The sequence below is a fragment of the Microbacterium sp. KHB019 genome (assembly GCF_037285405.1).
In the GTDB taxonomy this organism is placed as follows: Bacteria; Actinomycetota; Actinomycetes; order Actinomycetales; family Microbacteriaceae; genus Microbacterium.
The window spans coordinates 264013-283264 of sequence record NZ_JBBDHF010000002.1; the positions used below are offsets into that span (position 1 = coordinate 264013).

General features: G+C 67.8%; 21 protein-coding genes and 3 tRNA genes. 12 read left to right on the forward strand and 12 right to left on the reverse strand.

Annotated features, from left to right (window positions below; translation table 11 throughout):
- Positions 1-3: 3 nt before the first annotated feature.
- On the reverse strand, positions 4-1374 hold the full coding sequence (locus tag KHB019_RS07700; RefSeq protein ID WP_230101599.1) for an MFS transporter: 1371 nt from the start codon (positions 1372-1374) through the stop codon (positions 4-6).
- Positions 1375-1519: 145 nt separating this feature from the next.
- Between KHB019_RS07700 and KHB019_RS07705 the strand changes: the two genes are divergently transcribed.
- The 3 genes from KHB019_RS07705 to KHB019_RS07715 are packed head-to-tail and all read left to right on the forward strand — an operon-like array spanning position 1520 to position 3679.
- Positions 1520-2503: a LysR family transcriptional regulator gene (locus KHB019_RS07705; RefSeq protein ID WP_337458578.1), complete on the forward strand. Its 984-nt coding sequence runs from the start codon at positions 1520-1522 to the stop codon at positions 2501-2503.
- Positions 2504-2512: 9 nt separating this feature from the next.
- Positions 2513-3145, forward strand: a complete 633-nt coding sequence (locus KHB019_RS07710) for a TMEM175 family protein (protein ID WP_337458579.1) — start codon at positions 2513-2515, stop codon at positions 3143-3145.
- A gap of 42 nt (positions 3146-3187) precedes the next feature.
- Complete coding sequence (locus tag KHB019_RS07715; protein WP_230101602.1) at positions 3188-3679, forward strand: inorganic diphosphatase; 492 nt, start codon at positions 3188-3190, stop codon at positions 3677-3679.
- Positions 3680-3757: 78 nt separating this feature from the next.
- Here KHB019_RS07715 and KHB019_RS07720 read toward each other — a convergent pair whose 3' ends face one another.
- Positions 3758-5119: a M23 family metallopeptidase gene (locus KHB019_RS07720; protein ID WP_443193207.1), complete on the reverse strand. Its 1362-nt coding sequence runs from the start codon at positions 5117-5119 to the stop codon at positions 3758-3760.
- A 231-nt stretch (positions 5120-5350) separates the two neighbouring features.
- Between KHB019_RS07720 and KHB019_RS07725 the strand changes: the two genes are divergently transcribed.
- From KHB019_RS07725 to KHB019_RS07735, 3 genes are all read left to right on the forward strand, one after another.
- Positions 5351-5423: transfer RNA gene (locus tag KHB019_RS07725), tRNA-Glu, on the forward strand.
- Positions 5424-5449: 26 nt separating this feature from the next.
- A tRNA-Asp gene (locus tag KHB019_RS07730) sits at positions 5450-5523 on the forward strand.
- A gap of 72 nt (positions 5524-5595) precedes the next feature.
- A tRNA-Phe gene (locus KHB019_RS07735) sits at positions 5596-5668 on the forward strand.
- 78 nt (positions 5669-5746) lie between these two features.
- Here the strand turns inward: KHB019_RS07735 and KHB019_RS07740 are convergent.
- Positions 5747-6931 (reverse strand): carboxylate-amine ligase, encoded by a 1185-nt coding sequence (locus tag KHB019_RS07740; protein WP_337458581.1) that lies wholly within the window; start codon positions 6929-6931, stop codon positions 5747-5749.
- A gap of 128 nt (positions 6932-7059) precedes the next feature.
- Here KHB019_RS07740 and KHB019_RS07745 point away from each other — a divergent pair, with 128 nt between their 5' ends.
- From KHB019_RS07745 to KHB019_RS07760, 4 genes are all read left to right on the forward strand, one after another.
- Positions 7060-7869 carry a class II glutamine amidotransferase gene (locus tag KHB019_RS07745; RefSeq protein WP_290368234.1) on the forward strand — a complete coding sequence of 270 codons (810 nt, stop codon included), beginning with the start codon at positions 7060-7062 and terminating at the stop codon, positions 7867-7869.
- A gap of 98 nt (positions 7870-7967) precedes the next feature.
- Positions 7968-9011 carry a hypothetical protein gene (locus tag KHB019_RS07750; RefSeq protein WP_337458582.1) on the forward strand — a complete coding sequence of 348 codons (1044 nt, stop codon included), beginning with the start codon at positions 7968-7970 and terminating at the stop codon, positions 9009-9011.
- 64 nt (positions 9012-9075) lie between these two features.
- Entirely contained in the window at positions 9076-9492 is a 417-nt protein-coding gene (locus tag KHB019_RS07755) for a DUF1631 domain-containing protein (protein ID WP_230101607.1), read from the forward strand.
- A 59-nt stretch (positions 9493-9551) separates the two neighbouring features.
- Positions 9552-10952, forward strand: coding sequence for a threonine/serine ThrE exporter family protein (locus KHB019_RS07760; RefSeq protein WP_325472323.1), 1401 nt, complete (start codon positions 9552-9554; stop codon positions 10950-10952).
- 36 nt (positions 10953-10988) lie between these two features.
- Here the strand turns inward: KHB019_RS07760 and KHB019_RS07765 are convergent, their stop codons facing one another.
- A complete protein-coding gene (locus KHB019_RS07765) occupies positions 10989-12398 on the reverse strand; it encodes an amidase (protein ID WP_337458583.1) in 1410 nt (469 codons plus the stop codon).
- A 71-nt stretch (positions 12399-12469) separates the two neighbouring features.
- Here KHB019_RS07765 and KHB019_RS07770 point away from each other — a divergent pair, with 71 nt between their 5' ends.
- Positions 12470-12955: a hypothetical protein gene (locus tag KHB019_RS07770; protein WP_337458584.1), complete on the forward strand. Its 486-nt coding sequence runs from the start codon at positions 12470-12472 to the stop codon at positions 12953-12955.
- Between the two features lie 13 nt (positions 12956-12968).
- Here the strand turns inward: KHB019_RS07770 and KHB019_RS07775 are convergent, their stop codons facing one another.
- The 8 genes from KHB019_RS07775 to KHB019_RS07810 form a co-directional block, all read right to left on the reverse strand.
- Positions 12969-13997, reverse strand: a complete 1029-nt coding sequence (locus KHB019_RS07775; RefSeq protein WP_414684090.1) for a fatty acid desaturase family protein — start codon at positions 13995-13997, stop codon at positions 12969-12971.
- A gap of 208 nt (positions 13998-14205) precedes the next feature.
- Positions 14206-14475, reverse strand: a complete 270-nt coding sequence (locus KHB019_RS07780) for a hypothetical protein (RefSeq protein ID WP_230101611.1) — start codon at positions 14473-14475, stop codon at positions 14206-14208.
- A gap of 212 nt (positions 14476-14687) precedes the next feature.
- Entirely contained in the window at positions 14688-15086 is a 399-nt protein-coding gene (locus KHB019_RS07785) for a Sec-independent protein translocase subunit TatA/TatB (RefSeq protein WP_230101612.1), read from the reverse strand.
- A gap of 1 nt (position 15087) precedes the next feature.
- Entirely contained in the window at positions 15088-15864 is a 777-nt protein-coding gene (gene tatC, locus KHB019_RS07790; protein WP_230101613.1) for a twin-arginine translocase subunit TatC, read from the reverse strand.
- On the reverse strand, positions 15861-16076 hold the full coding sequence (tatA, locus tag KHB019_RS07795; protein ID WP_337458585.1) for a twin-arginine translocase TatA/TatE family subunit: 216 nt from the start codon (positions 16074-16076) through the stop codon (positions 15861-15863). The genes tatC and tatA overlap by 4 nt, the downstream gene beginning before the upstream one ends.
- Positions 16077-16107: 31 nt before the next feature.
- A complete protein-coding gene (locus KHB019_RS07800) occupies positions 16108-17106 on the reverse strand; it encodes an intradiol ring-cleavage dioxygenase (RefSeq protein ID WP_337458586.1) in 999 nt (332 codons plus the stop codon).
- A 126-nt stretch (positions 17107-17232) separates the two neighbouring features.
- A complete protein-coding gene (locus KHB019_RS07805; protein ID WP_443193198.1) occupies positions 17233-18453 on the reverse strand; it encodes a glycosyltransferase in 1221 nt (406 codons plus the stop codon).
- 58 nt (positions 18454-18511) lie between these two features.
- A complete protein-coding gene (locus KHB019_RS07810) occupies positions 18512-18913 on the reverse strand; it encodes an SIP domain-containing protein (RefSeq protein WP_337458587.1) in 402 nt (133 codons plus the stop codon).
- A 73-nt stretch (positions 18914-18986) separates the two neighbouring features.
- Between KHB019_RS07810 and KHB019_RS07815 the strand changes: the two genes are divergently transcribed.
- Positions 18987-19250 (forward strand): glutaredoxin family protein, encoded by a 264-nt coding sequence (locus KHB019_RS07815; protein WP_230101617.1) that lies wholly within the window; start codon positions 18987-18989, stop codon positions 19248-19250.
- The last annotated feature ends 2 nt before the right edge of the window (positions 19251-19252 follow it).

Below are 19252 nucleotides of genomic sequence, written 5' to 3' on the forward strand. Positions count from 1 at the left end.
CCCTCAGCCGGCGGTCTGCACCGGGGCGAGACCGTGCTTGCGCGCATCGGCCTCATCGATCTCGACCAGCGATGCGCCGCTGGTCTCCTTCAGGGTGATCACCGCGAAGGCCGTGATCGCACAGGCGACGGCCACGTAGATGGCCACCGGCATCCAGGACCCGAAGTCCTGCAGTAGCGCGCTTGCGATGATCGGGGCCAGCGATCCGGCGACGATCGAGGTGACCTGGTAGCCGAGCGAGACGCCCGAGTAGCGCATCCGGGTCGGGAACATCTCGGCCATGATCGCCGGCTGGCCCGCGTACATGAGGGCGTGGAAGCACAGACCGATCGCGACCGCGGCGATGATCACGAACTCGTTCAGGGTGTCGAACATCGGGAAGGCGAAGAACGCCCAGGTCGCGCCGAGGATGGCGCCGGCCAGGTAGACCGGTTTGCGGCCGAATGCGTCGGAGAGGCGCCCGACCTGCGGGATGACGAGGAAGTGGATGACGTGCGCCACCAGCAGCGCGAGCAGCAGCTTGCTCGTGTCGTAGTCGTGCACCGTCTTCAGGTAGACGATCGTGAAGGACACGATGATGTAGTACAGGATGTTCTCGGCGAAGCGCAGGCCCATCGCACCGAAGATGCCGCGCGGGTACTTGCGCACGACTTCGAGGATGCCGTAGCCGGCGGCCTTGTCGGCCTCGACCTGCTCGCGGGCCTCGAGGAAGATCGGCGCCTCGCTGACGTGGCGGCGGATGTAGTAGCCGATGACGACGACGATCGCCGAGGCCCAGAAGGCCACGCGCCAGCCCCAGCTGAGGAACTGGTCCGCCGAGAGCAGCCACGACATCCCGAGCAGGATGAGGGTCGCCAGCAGGTTGCCGACGGGCACGGCGGCCTGCGGCCAGCTCGACCAGAAGCCGCGGGACTTGTTCGGGCTGTGCTCGGCGACGAGCAGCACGGCGCCGCCCCACTCCCCGCCGACCGCGAAGCCCTGGATGAAGCGGAGGGCGACGAGGAGCGCGGGCGCCCAATAGCCGATGGAGTTGAAGCCGGGCAGGCAGCCCATGAGGAACGTGGCGACGCCGACGAGGATGATGGTGACCTGCAGCGTGTGCTTGCGGCCGAGGCGGTCGCCGATCTGACCGAATACGATTCCGCCGAGGGGTCGGGCGATGAAGCCGACCGCGTAGGTGAGGAACGCGGCGATGATGCCGTCGAGCTCCGTGCCGGCATCCGGGAAGAAGTACACGCCGAACACCAGCGAGGCCGCGGTCGCGTACAGGAAGAACTCGTACCACTCCACGACCGTGCCGACCATCGAGGCGGCGACGATCCTCTTCAATCCCGATGTCTTCGTCTCGGGGACGACGGCGTCTCTTGCGCTCATGCATGCACTCCTTCGTGTCTCGGGGACGTCCACGTCGACATCCACCGCGTCCAGCGCCGCTCATGCGCGCGCCGGGGCCTCGCCAAGTATGGGCACGACACTCCCTGTGCGGCAATGACCAGGGGAGCAGACAACCTGTGCAGAATTGCAGAGTGCAGAGATCACGGACGGCCCCGCTGCAAGGCCGAGCCCCGACGACCTGCTCGTCCTGCTCGCCGTATCGCGCACCGGGCGCTTCACGGCCGCCGGCGAGACGCTCGGGCTGAACCACACGACGGTGTCACGCCGGATCGCAGCGCTCGAGACCGTCCTCGGCGGCCGGACGCTGGCCAAGGGCGAGGGCGGATGGGAGCTCACGGATCTCGGCCGTCGCGCCGTACGCGCAGCCGAGGACGTGGAGGCGGCGATGTCGACGATCCGCGAGAGCGCTGGACGGATCGATCAGATCGCCGGGGTCGTGCGCATCTCTGCGACCGATGGGTTCAGCGCGTTCGTCATAGCCCCGGCCGTCGCCGAGCTGCGGCGCGAGCATCCCCAGCTCAGCGTCGAGATCGTCAACGTCACCCGACGCGCGCTCCAATACCGATCGGGATTGGACATGGAGGTCGTGGTCGGCGAACCGCAGGTGCATCGCGCCGAGGCGATCAGGCTCGGGCACTACACGCTCGGGATGTACGCCTCACGTGATTACATGGCTGAGTTCGGCGAGCCGGTCGGCATCGCCGAGATGCGCTCGCACCCGCTCGTGTACTTCGTGGATTCGATGCTGCAGGTCGACGATCTCGATGCTCCACGCCGACTCGTCCCCGGTATGCAGGATTCGCTGAGCTCGACGAACGTGTTCGTCCATGTCGAGGCCACGCGCGCCGGGGCGGGCATCGGGTTCCTGCCGTGCTTCCTGGCCGACCGGCATCCCGACCTGGTGCGCCTGCTGCCGGAGGAGTTCGCCGAACGTTTGCCGTACTGGCTGGTTCTGCGGCCGGATTCGCTGCGTCAACCGGCCGTCGCAGCGGTGGCGGATGCGCTGCGTCGTCGGACGGCCGCCGTGCAGAGCGAGTTGCTCGGCCTCCCCGGCGCTGACAGTGCGGATGCCGCGCGCGTCCCCCACCGGCATCCGTCACGGTCGTAGTCTGGGCGCGTGACGGAGCAGACGGACGCGACCCGGCAGTTCTCCAGCGAACGCTTCAAGGCGTTCGTCGACGCGGTCGTGGCGATCGCGATGACATTGCTGATCCTGCCGCTCATGGAGTCGGTGTCGGATGCCGCCTCGGGCGAGCTCACCACGGCGGAGTTCCTGACCGAGCACGGCGGTCAGATCGTCAGCTTCCTGCTGAGCTTCGTTCTGATCGCGAACTCGTGGATCGGCCATCACCGGCAGTACAACGACGTCGACGTCATCACTCGGCCGCTGCTGTGGATCAATGTCGCGTGGATGGTCACGGTCGTGTGGCTTCCGGTTCCGACGGCGATGCTCGGGCAGATGGAGGGCGACCCGCTGCAGGCCGTCCTCTACATCGGCACTCTCATCCTCACGCAGATCACGACTCTCGCCGGGCGTCTGTACCTGTTGCGGAACCCGAGCTACACGACCGCAGGGCCGGCGGAGCTCCGCTTCGGCGCGGCAGCCGACATCGCTTCGGCCGTGCTGTTCGGGATCGCGCTGCTGATCGTGATCCTCTTCGGCTCACAGGGGTACTACGCGCTGTTCCTGCTCGCGTTGACCGGCGTGCTCGCGCGGCCGCTGAACAAGCTGTTCGGAGCGCGCGGGTAAGCTTGCTCCGGCATCCAACCGTCTTTCCTGAGGAGCACACGCATGGGCGCACACGACGCCGTCATCGAGATTCCGCGCGGCAGCCGCGTCAAGTACGAGGTCGACCACGAGACCGGGCGCGTCCACCTGGATCGCGTTCTGTACACGACCTTCGGCTACCCGGCCGACTACGGCTACTTCGACAACACGCTCGGCGAGGACGGTGACCCGCTCGACGTGCTCGTGCTGCTCGACCACGCCATCTATCCCGGCGTCGTCGTCGAGGTGCGTCCGGTCGCCGTCCTGAAGATGAGCGATGAGGCCGGCGGAGACGACAAGCTCGTCGCCGTGCTGAGCAAGGACCCTCGCTGGTCGCACATCCAGGACATCGGCGACATCGCCGAGTACACGAAGAAGGAGATCGCACACTTCTTCGAGCACTACAAGGACCTCGAGCCGAACAAGTGGGTCAAGGTCGACGAGTGGGGCGACGCCGCAGAGGCGCAGCGCATCCTCGACGAGGCGATCGCTCGTTTCGGCGAGAACGGTCACTGAGCCGTCGATCCTCGACAACGTCAGAAACCCCCGGCCGCGCGGCCGGGGGTTTCTTCGTGTTCAGCGTCAGCGTCAGCGTCAGACCGAGATGCCTCGTGCTGCCATGAAGCTGATCGGGTTCGTGTAGCCGCCGTTGATGTAGACCTCGAAGTGCAGGTGGCAGCCGACGGATGCACCGGTGTTGCCGGCGTACGCGATGACCTGTCCGGCGCCGACCCTGGCACCGCTGCGAACCGCGAAGCCGCCGTTCACGATGTGCGCATAACCCGTGGCGACCCCGCCTCCGTGCTGGATGCGGATGTAGTTGCCGTAGTTGCCGTTGGGGCCCGCGTAGTCGACGGTTCCCGCGTGGGCGGCGAAGATCGGTGAACCGCAGCCGTTGGCGAGGTCGACGCCGTAGTGGTAGTTGGAACAGTTGGGGCACGGCCTCGGACGCCAACCGAATCCGGCGCTGCGGAAGCCGCCGTGGGGACGCACCCATCCCCCTGTTCCGGCAGATCCTCCGCCTCCGCCGCCTCCGCCGCCGTTGTTGTTCTTGGCAGCTTCCTCGGCGGCCTTGCGCGCAGCCTCTGCGGCGGCGCGCCTGCGCGCTTCCTCCGCAGCCTTGCGGACGCGTTCTCCCTCTTGGTAGTCGGCAACGGTCTTGGCCGTCGTGTCCTTGAGGGCGGCGAGCTGAGCCTGCAGGGTTCCGAGATTCTCCGTCTGCTCGTCCAGAGCGGCTTGGGCGGCTTCCGCCGCCTGCTGGGCCGCGATCATCTTCTGCTCGGCGATCTTCTGCAGCCGGTCGCGCTCGGTGCGAGCGACGACGGCCTGGTCGCTCAGCAGCTGCGCGGAGTTGCGTGCCGCGACGGCCTTGTCGTAGACCGACTGGTTGTAGCTGAAGAGCTTGTCCATCGTGCCCAGGCGCGAGAGGAGCTCGTCGGCGTTGGCGGCGGAGTCGGTGAAGAACAGCTCGAGGGCGGTGTCGTCGCCGCCGTTGCGGTACATCTGCGCAGCGACCTGTCCGGCCTTGCGCACGGAGTCGTCGGCGATCTTCGCCTGCTCATCGGCCTGCGCCTGGAGCGCCTCAGCCTCGGCGATCGCGCCGAAGTACGCCTGCTGAGCCTCGTAGAACTCGTTGCCTGCCGCTTCGGCGGCGGCCTGCGTCTCGGCGACGCGCTGCGTGAGCGACTGGATGAGGTTCTGGATGCGGGAGACTTCGGTCGCCTTGGCCGCTTCGCTCTTCTTGGCGCGCTGAACATCGTCCCAGCTCGGGTACGACGCGGCGTATGCGGCGCTCACGCCCGCGCCGACGCCGAAGGCGCTGAGCGCGACGGCACCGATGGCGCCGAGCCCCAGGGCATTGCGGCGGGTGAGCGCGCTCTTGCTCCAGAGGGTGCGCTGCTCGGCGATGCTGGGTGCGCAGTTGCAGGAGTCGCCTGCTTCCAGCGCAGCATCCATCGGGGACTGCTCGACGTTCACACGGCCCCTTCCGCCGGATTCACACATGACACACTAACAACATCTTTAACATCCGCACCAGGTCGGACTCGGTTGCCTGCTTCGATCACGTGCGCTCCATCGTCACCCCGAAACGCCCGGGCTGCCGGCAGGCTCGCCCTCGATTGGTGTTTTCGCCAGATCATCCCTTATGCTTGAGCGTCGGCAAGGAAGTCCCGCAGGACGCCCTTCGGCCCCATCGTTTAGCGGCCTAGGACGCCGCCCTTTCACGGCGGTAGCACGGGTTCGAATCCCGTTGGGGTCACTCCATCCGATACAATTTAAAAGTATGGCCCTGTAGCGCAGTTGGTTAGCGTGCCGCCCTGTCACGGCGGAGGTCGCGGGTTCAAGTCCCGTCAGGGTCGCTCTATGCGACGGGCCCTTTTTTCGAAGAGGGCCTTTCGTCTAGGATGCGGCGGATTTACGATGTGCCGCATGGCTCTGTAGCTCAGTTGGTAGAGCGCACGACTGAAAATCGTGAGGTCACGGGATCGACGCCCGTCGGAGCCACTGAGACCCTCGTGAGGCTTCTACTCACGGGGGTTTCTTTATGCCCGTGATCAGGCCTCTCAGTCACGGCTTCCCGCGTCAGCCCTCGAGCCCAGCAGTCACCGCGGCCAGGTCTGCGACGACATCGCTCAGCTGCCCGGTCTTCTCGAGCGTCGCTCGCTGACGCATCGCGCCGTTGCCCCGATCGAAGATCAGCTCGATCTGCTCGTCGACCAGCGCCTCGTCGCGGTTCTCACGCAGTGCCGCTCGAACATGGTCGACGAGCTCAGCGACGATCTCGCGCGCAGCACGTGGTTTGAGGGTTCGCGGGTCGATGAGATCGCCCTCGATGCCGAACCGGCCGGCCTGCCAGTTCATGAGCCGAAGCATCGAAACCGAGACGGGCGACGGCTCATCCCCTGCGCGCCACTCAGCGGCAGCCGTATCCACGAGCCCACGGCAGAGCGCTGCGATCAGCACGGTGTCCGCGGCATCGGCGCAGACATCGGCGACACGGATCTCGACAGTCGGGTAGTGGTGCGACAGGCGGGCATCGAAATAGACCATTCCCTCGTCGAGGATGGCGCCGGAGGCGATCATCGCGGCGACGGTCGAGCGATAACCCTCAGCGGTTCCGAAGGCCTCGGTCGGCCCGGCCGTCGGCCATCGCACCAGAGCCTGAGAGCGGAAGCTCGCGTACTTCGTGTCCTCCCCCTGCCAGAACGGGGAGTTCGCGCTCAGCGCGAGAAGAACCGACAACCAGCCACGAATGCGATCGAGGACGCCGACGCCCTCATCGTCGGATTCCACCGAGACGTGCACATGGCACGCCCCGGTGAGCTGTTCTGTGGTGGTCAGCCCGAAGTGCTCGACCATCTGCAGGTATCGGGGTTTGCCGACGATCGCCGACCCGACCGGCAGCGGCGACGTTCCCGACGCGATGACCCGGGCTCCCGCACGGCGGGCAGCCGTGATCGCGTGATCGCGCCACGCGCGCACGCCCTCGCCGAGCGCGACCATGTCGGTGTGCGGAACAGTGTCGGTCTCGATCTGCTGCTGTTGCAGTTCATGCTCTAGCGATCCGCCCGGCACGTCATCGGCTGCGTCGGACTGCGGCGTCTCCGCACGTTTCTCCACGGAGGAGACGGACGCGCTGTCGCCGCCTGACTCGGCCGGCGTCGCGATCTCCGCCGCGTATCGGAGCGTCCGCGCAGCCACCGATCGCGGTCGTCCGCTCTCGGCATCCACGAGCAGGAGTTCTTCTTCCACACCGACGGTACGCATGCGCCCAGTGTGTCAGTCGCCGCGAAACCGGAGAAAGGGATTGCGCGCAGAGCGCAAGCTCGCGTAGGAGGTTGCCCGCGCGCGCCGAAGAGAGAAGGCTCGTGGTGACAACGAGAGGAGACCACCCAGTGTGCCGCTTGCTTGGCTATGTGACCACCCGCCCGACCTCGGTCGTCGACGTACTCGGACGCGACGACTTCGATACGTTCACAGCGCTCACCGAGGTGCACAGTGACGGATGGGGCATGGCGTGGCACCGGTCGCTCGGTGACGAGACCGAGGCGATCTCGTCACCGCGAAACGCGTCGATCGATCCGCTGTACGTCGAACTCTCGGAACAGGCGCTCGGATGCTGCGGGCTCGTGCACCTGCGCTGGGCGACCGGCGGCCTGCCGGTGTCGCCGGCGAACACCCACCCGTTCACCGATGCGGGGTACGCGTTCGCTCACAACGGCCACATCGCGCCGATCGACCACCTCGACGCTCAGCTCAGCGCTTCCTCGCGAGCGAAACTCGTCGGCGACACCGACAGCGAGCGCTACTTCCGCCTGATCATGCAGTGCATCGAGGATGCTGCCGGCGACGAGGCAGCAGGCGTCACGCGCGCGCTCGAGATCCTCGTGCGCGAGTTCCCGAACTCGAGCCTGAATGCTCTGCTCCTGACGCCCGGCAAGATGTTCGCCGTCCACATCAACAGCCGAGTGGATTCCCCTGTCGAGTCCCTGCGCGAGCTCTTCGAATCGGAGGAGGCGATGCCGGCGAGCCATGCGACCGAGTACTACGCCATGGATTACCGCATCACCGACGATGCGGTGCATGTCATGTCGAGCGGCGTCGACGCTGATGGCTGGACCCGGATCCCAGAGGACACCGCGGTGATGATCGACCTCGCGACTCGTGAGATCACACGATTGCATCCGGTGCCGCTCGCGCGGTGACGTCCGGCAGGCATGATGGACGTATGACCGACGATGCTGCGAGTCCGCTTCTCGTCGGTCCGCGTGGCCGACGGCTGTGTCTTGAATACGCGCGACAGATGTCGTCGGACGTCCATGAGCCGCTGTTCTGGCTCGCCCACCGCGCCGACCCGAGTCCGGGCACGCTCATACGGTTCACTTCGGACGGCGATGAGGGCGATGAGGATGCCGAGTACGAAGACCCCGATCCTTCGACAGCCGACCTCGTCGCGCGGCTTCGCACCGTCGACACGGCCACGATCGACGCGGCAGCGCTCCGCGCAGCGCTTCAAGCTTCCGTCGACACCGCCATGTACTGGCAGGAGCCAGACGGCACGGATGTCATCGCATCCCACCCCGATGTCATCGCCGTCCTTGACCCCATCGCCGAGCTGATCATGGCATCCGAGGCCACCCGCGGATGGGACGCCCCGCGAGGGGCTGAGCAGTGGGCCGTCGACTGGCGCTCTCCCGACGACCGCGCGCCGCTCCCCTCTGACTCCCGCGCGCTCCTCACCGCATGGAGCGAGCAGCGACGCGCCGAAGAGGTTCGAGCCGGGCTCGAGCGCCCCGCCGATCCGTACGCGAGATGGTCCGGCACCTGGTGGTCCGTGCCGACGGAGCTCCTCCTCACCCGCGGCGTCATCGCCGACGCCCTGGAGCTCGTCGAGGACTCCATGGGATGGGAGGAGGCGACGATCATCCCGGTACGCGGATCCGGCCGCACTCTCGAGATCCGTACGGACGAGGACTGGGCGCAGCTGTGCCGTCAGTATCCGCTGGAGGTGACGGCATCCACTCGCCAGGACTGGTTCCGCGTCACGGGACGCGACGGACGCTGGCTGATCCCCGACTGGGCCCGCGTGGCCGGGGGCTGGGATGCCGTGCACCTGAGCACGCTCGCGTACCTGCGCTGCGCCACGACCCTGATCGAGATCGACGACGAGTACGCCTCCGTGATCGGCGGCTGGGCGCCCGACTCGACCATCTGGCTCACCGACGGCGCCCGGGAATGGGATGAGCCGCGCCAGCATTGGGCTCGGCCGCAGAACGCCGACGAATGGACCCGCCAGGACGGCTCGAACGGCGGTGTCACGACCGCCGCGAACCGCCCCCGCGTCTGACGCGGCGAGGCGACCCGCGATACGCTGGCCACTCCCCATCCGTGATTCCCGAAGGAGCAACGCGATGAGCACGATCGAAGACTGGACCCGCCTCTGCGACCTGCTGGATGACGACCCGGAACTCGCGCCCGCCGTCCGCGACGCCATCGAACACGGCGACGACCCCTGGGATGCTCTCATCGATGCGCTCGATGACGCCGGCGCCCTCGCCTATCTCGACCGCGGCGACACGGGCGTCGAGCTCGTCGATGCCCTGGCGGCACTGCCCCGCGTCTTCCGCGCCGATGTCGAACTTGACGAGGTCGGCGACGTCGACGACCTGGATGCCGCGATCGCGAAGGCGAACGAGCTCCTCGCGTCGCACCTCCTGCGCCTCATCCACATCGAAGACCCCGAAGACGAGGACGCGCACCCTCTGGTCGCCGTCCTCGCCGCGAACGTCGACGAGATCCAGGCCCTGATCGGCCGCCTGACGCCCTGATCCGCGGCCTCCCCCGATCGGATGCCGGCCCCGCCGCCACGACTCGAGACAATGGAGACATGGCCACCGAACGACGCTCACGACTGCTGAACTCCGTGCGCCGGGTGATCCGGACCGACCCGGGCCAGATCGCCCTCACCGAGGCGTACACCGTCCTGAACGAGACGGTCATCGTCAAGATCCTCGACCTCGCTCTGCGCATCGGCGAGTCGATGTTCGCGGTCGGAGCCTCGGCTCACGACGCCACGTTCGCGATCATCCGCGTGGCCAAGGTCTACGGCCTCACCGGCGTGCACGTGGACGTCACCTTCAACGCCATCAGCGTCTCGTACCACCGCGGCGAAGAGGACTGGCCGACCACGATGATCCGCGTCGTTCGTGCGGTGTCGCCCGATCACGCCAAGCTGCAGCGACTTCAAGCGCTGCTCGTCGACATCAGCGACGGCATGGACCTCGACGAGGCCCGTCTGGCGTTCCGCGTCATCCGCCGCACACCGTTCCTCTACCGGCCCACCGTCACGATCTTCGCCAGGGCACTGCTGGCCGTCGGCGTCGCGATCCTCTACGACGCGTCGCCCCTGATCATCCTGCTGAGCTTCCTCGCGGCCCTCGGTGCTGCCTACACCCAGGCGGGGCTCGCCCGCCTGCAGGTGCCGCTGTTCTTCAGCCAGATCGCCGGAGGATTCGTCATCACCGCGGTCACGACCGGGGTCTCGGCGCTCGGCGCCGCAGGCATCGCGCCGTTCATCGACGTCGAGCCCTCCATCATCGTGGCATCCGGAATCGTCCTCATGCTCTCGGGGCTCACCGTCGTCGGTGCAGCGCAGGATGCGATCGACGGGTTCGCACTGACCGCCGGCGGACGCATCCTCGACCTGACGATGCAGACGCTCGGCGTCGTGCTCGGAATCCTCATCGGCCTCGAGCTCTCGCGTCTCGTCGGCGTCAGCATCCCGCTGCCCACCGATGCCATCCCGTTCGGATCGCTGCCGGCCCAGATCGGCGGCGCGATCATCATCTCGGTCGCCGTCGCGCTGTTCAACGGCGCAGGACTCCGCATCATCCTCGTCAGCGCCGTCCTCAGCACGATCGCCATCGTCTTCTACAGCTTCAGCCTCACGCTCGGCATCCAGGCCGGCGCCGCCAGCGCGATCGGCGCGCTGCTGGCGAGCTTCGTCGGAATCCTCACCGCCCGCGGTGTGCACGTGCCGTCCGTCGCCGTCACGACGGCCGCTATCGTTCCCCTCGTCCCCGGTACCGCGGTCTTCCGCGGCCTGCTCGGCGTGGTCGACTCGGACGGAACGGCCCAGGGGATGCTGGACGGCATCGGCCCGCTCGTGCTCGCAGGCTCCATCGGCATCGGTCTCGCCGCCGGCGCCTCGCTCGGCCTCTACCTCGGCACGCCGCTGCGCGCCACGCTCACGAGCGTCTCGAAGTCGCGCGCCCGCCTCAGGCGCTGAGCCCCGCGCCGACCACGCCGGGAGGGAGTGAGCGGGCTAAGCGCGCCAGGCGGACGGGTGCGGCAGGGGCCCGGCCCGCTGCTCCAACATCGCGGCGAGCGCGATGATCGCCGCCTCTCCGCCCGGCCGCCCGATCAGCTGCACGCTCACCGGGTGGCCGGAGGCATCCCGCGTCACCGGCACGACGATCGCGGGCAGCCCGGCGACATTCACGAAGCTCGAGTACGGCGCGTACTGCACCTGCTGCGAGAAGTTCCGCGCCGCATCCTCGGCATCGAACCAGCCGATCGGCTGCGGCGGCAGCGCCAGTGCCGGTGTCAGCACCGCATCGAACGGCGCGAACGCCGTGATCGTCTCGCGCTCGAACACCGTCGCCGCGGCGAGAGCCTCGAGCACCTGTGCTCCCGTGAGCCGACGGCCCTCGCGCACCAGCCACGCCGTGATGGGCTCGACCAGCTCGAGGTCGGCATCCGTGAGCGCCATGCGTGCAGCGCTCGTGCGCCAGATCGTCGTGAAAAGCTCGGCGTAGCCACGAGGGCGCCAGTCGAACGCGTCGACGGCCGCGCCCGCATCCGCGAGCAGATCCGCTGCGACGCGCACGGCGCGCGCCGCCTCCGGATCGAGCCGGATGTCGTCGGCGTCATCCCACGGCGAGACCGTCGTCACGCCGACGCGGGCGGATGCCGGGCCGGTCGTCGTCGCGGCATCGAGGAACGGGCCGGAACCCAGCGCGGTCGTCGCGTACGGATGCGGGCGACCGGCGACCTGCACATCGAGCAGCAGCGCCGCGTCCGCGACGGTGCGGGCGATGGGCCCTGCGACGGGAAGCCCGCCAGGGCTGTCGAGTCCTGATGCGAAGGGCACGCGCCCGCGGGACGGCTTGATGCCGACGACCCCGACGGTCGCGGCCGGGATGCGGATCGACCCTCCGCCGTCGGATGCCGGGGCAAGAGGCAGGAGCCCGGCGGCGACGGCAACGGCGGCCCCGCCGCTCGATCCGCCTGCGCCGTTCGCGGGATTCCACGGGTCACGGGCCGGGGGACCGATCTGCGTCTCGGTATAGCCGGTGAGTCCGAACTCCGGGGTGTTCGTCTTGCCGAGGCTGATGCCCCCGGCCTCATCGAGCACGGCGGCCTGATCGGCCGTGGTATCCGGAATGAAACCCTGATGCAGCCGCGAGCCGAACCTGGTCGGCACCCCGGCGCGCGGCACGAGGTCCTTGTCGCCGAACGGCAGTCCCCACAGCACTCCGGTCGGCTCTGCATCCTCAAGCGCGGTTGCGTGTGCGAGCGCAGCATCCGCCGTCACCTCGACGAAGGCGCCGAGCCCGTCATCGATGCGCGCGATCCGGTCGAGGTAGTGCCGGGTCAGCTCGACCGGGCTGATCTCGCGGCTGCGGAGAGCGGCGAGCTGGTCGATCGCGGTGAGCTCATGCAGTTCGGGCATGCTTCGAGCCTATGGCCGCTTTGCGGTAACGATCCGCCCGCAGACCGCTGGCGGGTGCGATGATCGAGCGCATGACCGATCACGGTGCGTGCGTGCGCCGCGCGACGATCGCGGGGATGGCCGTGACCGCGATGGCCTCGTTGCTGGCACTCGTCGGTTGCGCGGCCCCCGGGCTCGTGACGAGTTCGAGCTGCATCGACTGGGTGTACTTCGAGTCTCCGGCGGATGCCGCAGCCGATGCCGAGGCGGTCGTACTCGGGTCGATCACCGGGCAGAGCGGGTCGACGTCGTACGAGGGAATGACGGCGAACGTCTGGACCGTCGAGGTCGACCAATGGCTGAAGGGCGAGGGCGACGACACCGTCGACGTCGTCTCGCTCCCCCGCAGCTGCGGCGACGCCGACGACAGCATGAAGGCATTCTCGCCAGAGGATCAGGTGGTCGTGTTCCTGCGCAGCACCGACGACGGGTGGGAGGGCATCACGCCGTGGCAGCAGGTGCTTCCCGCTGAGGACGGCGGCTACCCCGCGGTCTGGCCGGACGATCTCTACGACTGACCAGAAGCGCGCGTCAGGCCCGCTGGAACTGCGCGACCGCAGGGCAGTCGAACGGATCGCCGGCGGCGAGTCCCACCCTGTTGAGGTACTCGATGACGATTCCGTAGGAGCGGATGAGCGAGGTCTCGGTGTACGGCACGTCGTTCGCCGCGCAGTAGTCGCGGACGATGCCGCGGGCCTGCGACAGGTGCAGGCGAGGCATGCTCGGGAACAGGTGGTGCTCGACCTGGTAATTCAGGCCGCCCATCAGCCAGGTCGCCCACCATCCGCCGGAGATGTTGCGCGAGGTGCGCACCTGCTTCGTGAAGAAGTCCAGCCGTGCGCCGGGCTCGATGATCGGCATGCCCTTGTGGTTGGGGGCGAACGAGGCGCCCATGTAGACGCCGAAGACGGCCATCTGCACGCCTACGAAGGCGAAAGCCATCCCCAGCGGAAGGAACAGGAAGATCGGGGTCAGCAGCAGAGCGAAACGCAGCGCGATGATGCCAAGCTCGATCCAGCGACCCTTGACCTTCTTCTCGGTGAGGAGGTACTTGATGCTGAGGTAGTGGAGGTTGAGGCCCTCGAGCGTGAGCAGCGGGAAGAACAGCCAGCCCTGCTTGCGGGTGATCAGGCGGATGATTCCGCGCGACTTGGCCGCATCCTCTTCGAGGAACGAGATGGTGTCGACCTCGATGTCGGGGTCGCGGCCCACCATGTTCGGGTTGCCGTGATGCTTGGTGTGCTTGGAGTCCCACCAGGAATAGCTCATGCCGATCGAACCGGCGAGGATCCGGGCGAGGCGGAAGTTCGCGGGCCCGGACGACAGGATCTGGCGATGCGCCGCCTCGTGAGCGAGGAAGGCGATCTGCGTGAAGATGAGCCCGAGCGCGCCCGCGATGAGCAGCTGGAACCAACTGTCTCCGAGCAGGATGAAGCCGGTGATCGCCCCGCCGAGGGCGAGGGCGATTCCGGCGGCGACGAAGCTGTAGAAACGGGGCGCGCGCTGCAGCAACCCCATCTCGCGGACGACCTGCGAGACGTTCTGATACGCCTTGGCCATCGGAGGGAAGTCGGCGTTGCCGGCGTAGGTCTGACGTACGCGGCCGAGAGTGCTTGTGGTCTGTTCGACCTGTGCAATGGAGATGGTGCTCTCCTGTCGATCGGAGCCCTTGAGCTGTGAAGCCAAGGGCAGTTGCCGATCGCTTCGTCCCAGGCTAACCCCGGCCGTATACGAGACAACGTATACATCGAGGATGCTCAGTCGATGGTCAGCCGCGCACCATGCTCAGGTGCCGGCGCACGGTCTGCACGAACGAACGGGTGCGACGCTGGGTCGATCCCTCGAGAGCGCGGCGCGCGTCGGCGAGGGTCGCGAACGATCCGAGCTCGGTGCCGTGGTTGTCACGGACGACGTGACCTTCGACGTCGAGCTCGACGAATCCGGCGTATTCGCCGGCTCGCGTTGCGACGTGAACGTCGTCGTCGGCCTGCTTCCAGGTAAGGGGTACTGATGGATGGGTGGTGGTGGTGTTGCTCATGGTCATGCTCATTGCCTGGTGTCACACATTGCTGTGCGGACGCGCTCGAAGCGCATCCAGAATTTCTGGAGATCGAGAGCGGATGCCGCGCGCGTCGGTGTGCGCGGTCCTTGGATGGGCCCTGATCAGTGGCATCGTGCGCGCCGAAATCGCGGCGAATCATTCACGTTGCATCACCCATTGTAGCAGTGATGGCGACATCGGCTCGATAGTCAGCTCGAGGCCGCTGCGATCGTCTCCTCGTCAGGCACCCAGACGCGTCGCGGATGAGCGGAGGATCCTGACAGCACCCAGCGCCCTGCAGACGGCGTGAACGCCGGGGTCTCCTGCTCGGAGACCGTTGCTCCGGCATCGGCATCCGCATCGCGCAGCGCGTCCCGGATGATCCGCCGCGGGTCGTACTGCCGGGGATCGAGCGTACGCCAGTCCTCGCGCATGAGCGCGACCCCTGTTTCGTCCACCGTGCGCCTGCGCGCCTCCGACGCCGCGAGCGTCAGGCGGCGAACGGCGGCGGACAACCGCTGCGCATAATCCGGCAGCCGGTGCGGACCGATGATCACGGCGGCGCAGATCGCCACCAGGACGAGCTTCTCGATGCTCAGGCCGAGCATGTCACACCTCTTCGTCCAGCGCCCGCTCACGTCGTCGCATCGACCGCTCGCGCAGCCAGGCGACGGCCAGGGCCGCAGCGAACAGCAGCGCCATCGGCACTGCGATGAGGAACATGGAGAGTACATCCGCCGCGGGCGTCACCACGGCGCTGAACACGACGATCGCGACGAGGACGATCCGCCAGCTGCGTGCGATGGTCGCGGCGGGAAGAGCTCCGAGCATGTTCAGTGCCACCAGGAGCACGGGGAGGACGAAGGCGATGCCGGTCGCCACGACGATCTTGAGCACGAAGTCGACGTAGTCGGATGCCTGCAGCAACGTGCTGTCCTCGGCGTCGGCGAAACCCACCAGCAGTTCCACCATGCGCGGGAACAGCAGCGCCCCGGCCGCGCACCCCGCCGCGAACAGCGGCACGGCTGCGCCGAGGAACCCGAACACATGCTTCTTCTCACGGCCGGTGAGGCCGGGTGCGAGGTACGCGAAGACCTCGTACAGCCAGACCGGGCTCGACAGCACGATCCCGGCATAGAGCGCGACTTTCAGCCGCAGATCGAACGCGCCGGTGATGCTGTCGTAGTTCAGGCTCGCGTCTCGCGAGGCCGCGAGCTCCTCGATGGGAGCACGCAGGACGTCGAGCACCTGCGGTGCCGCGATGTACCCGAAGACGAGGGCGACGATGGCCGCGACCATCGCCCTGGCGGCCCGCCGCCGCGCCTCTCGCAGGTGCGAGGACAGCGGCATGGGAGCTGCGCGCGGAGCGACAGCCGCGGTGGTCACGTGTCAGCCCTTGCTTCGGATGCGACAGTGCGGGGTGCGACCGCGTCGACGGACTGCGCCGCCTCCGACTCGACGGTTCGGGCCTCCGTCTTGAGGATGCGCATGGACTGGCCGACGCTGCGGGCGAGGGCGGGCAGCTTGGCCGCCCCGAAGATGAGCAGGATGACGCCGAGGATGATCAGCGCATGCCATCCGGTGAGGTTCTGGAACATGATGGGTCTCTTCCTTGTCGAGGATGTGGGTTCAGGAGCCGGGGCGGTCGCCGGGCCCTCCGCCGTCGCCCGGTCCGTCGCCCGAGGGCGAGGAGCCGGCGGACGGCGTGGTGGTCGTGTCGATGCGCACTTGAAGCGTGGCCGTGTAGCCGTTGGTCGCATCGCCCGTGACGGTCGCCAGTTGCAGGGAGCCTGCGTCGTCGCCGAAGACGTTGTCGCTGTCGAGACTCACCCCGGCGAGGTTCTTCGTCGATCCGCTGTAGCGGGAGTCCGCGTAGACGGCACTGCAGACGTCCTCGGGCAGAGCGATCTGCGAGGTGGCGATGGTGTTCGCCGAGTCGCTGATGGAGCCCTCATCGGGGTACACCTCGAAGTGGATGTGCGGCCAGCGGCCCGAATAGCATCCGGGGAAGATCGAGGTGAACGACACCGAGCCGTCGGCATCCGCGATCTGGACGCCCCGCAGGTACGTGACGTCTTCGAGCCCCGACGAGTACATCGAGTACTCGCCGTCGGCGGTGCAGTGCCAGGCGTACACGGCGACGCCCGCGAAGGGTGCATCGCCGTTCGCCATGTCGAGCACCTCGAGCCGGAACGTGAGCGGGACGCCGTCGGCCGTCGCCGAGCCGTCGATGGACGAGCGGATGTCCTGTCGTACGATGCCCGACTCCTCCAGCACGTCCGGCCCGTTCGAGCCGTCGCCGGGGTACGGCCCCGCCGTCTCGTCGGGGATCTCGCCGTCCGCAGTCGCGGTGGCGGATCCGCCGTCGGATGATCCGGAGGTCTCGCCGCCACTGGTTCCGGAGCCTCCGGTACTCGTGCCGTCGGAGCTCGTGGCCGGTGCGCAGGCGGCGAGGACGGCGGCACCGACGCCGAGCGCGGCGATGCTGATGACGCCGCGGCGGGTGAAGAGCGTGCCGATGTCGAACGGCGCGCCCTGGTCGACGACCTCCTCCTCGGGTCGGTCGAGCAGGCGGCCCTCGTACGCGGGACCGTCGGGGGTGATCTGGGGTTCGGGAATGCGGCTCATGCTCTGGCCCTTCGGTCGATCTGGTTCGGTGGTGAACCCAGAATGACCGGCGGGTTCGAGTGGAACCTGTGCCTGCTCGATGGCGTTGCTGTCGAGCAGCTATCGACTCTCTATGACCGTCGACACTCAGAGCTCGCCCGGCCGCATCGCCTCGGCGTCGATCGCACGGATGATGCGCCCGGCCGTCGTATCCGCCTTCGGTTCGGCAGCATCCCGCACACCTGCGCGCCGTCGATCACCGCGCGGGGCGTAGACGAACAGCGAATGGAACAGGAACCGTGCGAAGAACGCGACCACGAGCGAGATGGCCGTCGCGAGCACACTCGAGATGTGCCAGCTCTCCACCATGAGCACCATGATCGGGATGCGCAGGGCGGCCTCGACGTTGTTGAACGTGAAGGAGGCCGCGAACCGCGCCCAGACCCCCCGGGCATCCCGACGCATGTCGCCGAAGACGAACCGCTCCTGCAGCAGGAAGTTCCCGATGATCGTGACCTCGGCGCCGATGATCGCCGCCCACACGTACGGCATCCCGGCGGTCGTCAGCAGCCACATGATGCCGAGGTTCGCCAGGGCGCCGATCGCGCCGATCAGTGCGAACAGCGACATCTTGCCGAATCGCAGCCGGGCGAGGTGGGCGATGAAGGTCGCCCCCTGCCGCAGCGACGCCTTCGAGGTGCCGCTGCGACGCTCGGAGAACTCCATCGGCACCTCGGCGATGCGGATGTCGGTGCGGGCGAGGATCTCGAGCAGGATCTTGAACCCCTGCGGGCGCAGCGCCGCGAGGTCGAGACGGGTGCGGTCGACGAGGAAGAAGCCGGTCATCGGGTCGGTGGCCCCCGCGAGGCGCCGAGGGAACATGGCCTTGGTCAGCCAGGTCGACCCGCGCGAGACGCCGAACCGCAGCGTGGTTCCGAGGCCGGCCGAGTCGCCGCCGCCGACATAGCGGGATGCCGCGACGACATCCGCGTCGCCCTGCGCGAAGCGGTCGAGCATGGCAGGGATGAGTTCGGGCGGATGCTGCAGATCGCCGTCCATGACCACGCAGATGTCTCCCTGGGCCGCCGCGAGCCCGACGACCACGGCTCCCCCGAGACCACCGGTGTTCGCCGTGCGGTGGATGGCTCGCACGGGCAGCGTCGCTCCGACCGCGACGCGCTCGACCTCGGCTGCCGTGTCATCGGCGCTGTCATCCACGAAGAGGATCTCGGCATCGCGTCCGGCGAGCGCGGCGGCGGTGCGCTCGACAAGCTCGGCGACGTTGCCCCGCTCGTTGAAGGTGGGGACGATGACCGTGACGGCGATGCCCACGTGCGTCCCCTTCCGTACACGCTGAAATGACGGCATCCATCGTCCCATGCTCAGCTGTGTTCACGCGCGCCGGATCCCGGCGATACGGGACGGATCAGGAAGGCGGGCCGTGCACGCCGAGGAGGCTGCGCGCCGACTGGGCGACACGGGGCGGGGTATGGGCGCCGAGCCAGACCGTCCATTGCACGTGGGGTTCGGCGCACGCCCACTCCAGGCACCACGCATGGACGGCCAGCCCCAGACGCTCGCCTCGCACACGCGCCTGAACGCCATCCCCTCGGAAGAGCCACCGCACCGACACCCCGTCCGGAGCATCGATGCGGCACATCTGGATCGGCGCCACCGCCTCGAGCAGCACCGTGCCCATCGCATCCCACGGCAGTTGCCGACACACCTCGATGATCGCGGGGACGTCACGCGCATCGCCCGCGATGAGCACGGGGCCGTCGAGGTTGGGCCAATCCGGATCGTGCAGATGTTCAAACGCAGAAGTCACCCTTCCACTATAGGTAAGGCTTACCTAACTAAGCAACGAAGCCCATCCAGCTGGGGACGAATATCCTGGATGCATGACTTCAACCGCTCCTGACACCATCACGATGTTCGGCGCCGACTGGTGCCGCGACTGCCTCCGCACGAAGAAGCAGCTCGACGAACTCGGAATCGAGTACACCTACATCAACCTGGTCGAGGAGCCTGCCGCCGCCGACGTGGCGAAGGAGATCTCGGGCCGCACGAACATCCCCGTCGTGGTCTACCCGGATGCCACCCACCACGTGGAGCCGTCGAACGACGACGTCGCCGCGAAGCTGCGCGAGCTGTCGCTGATCTGACG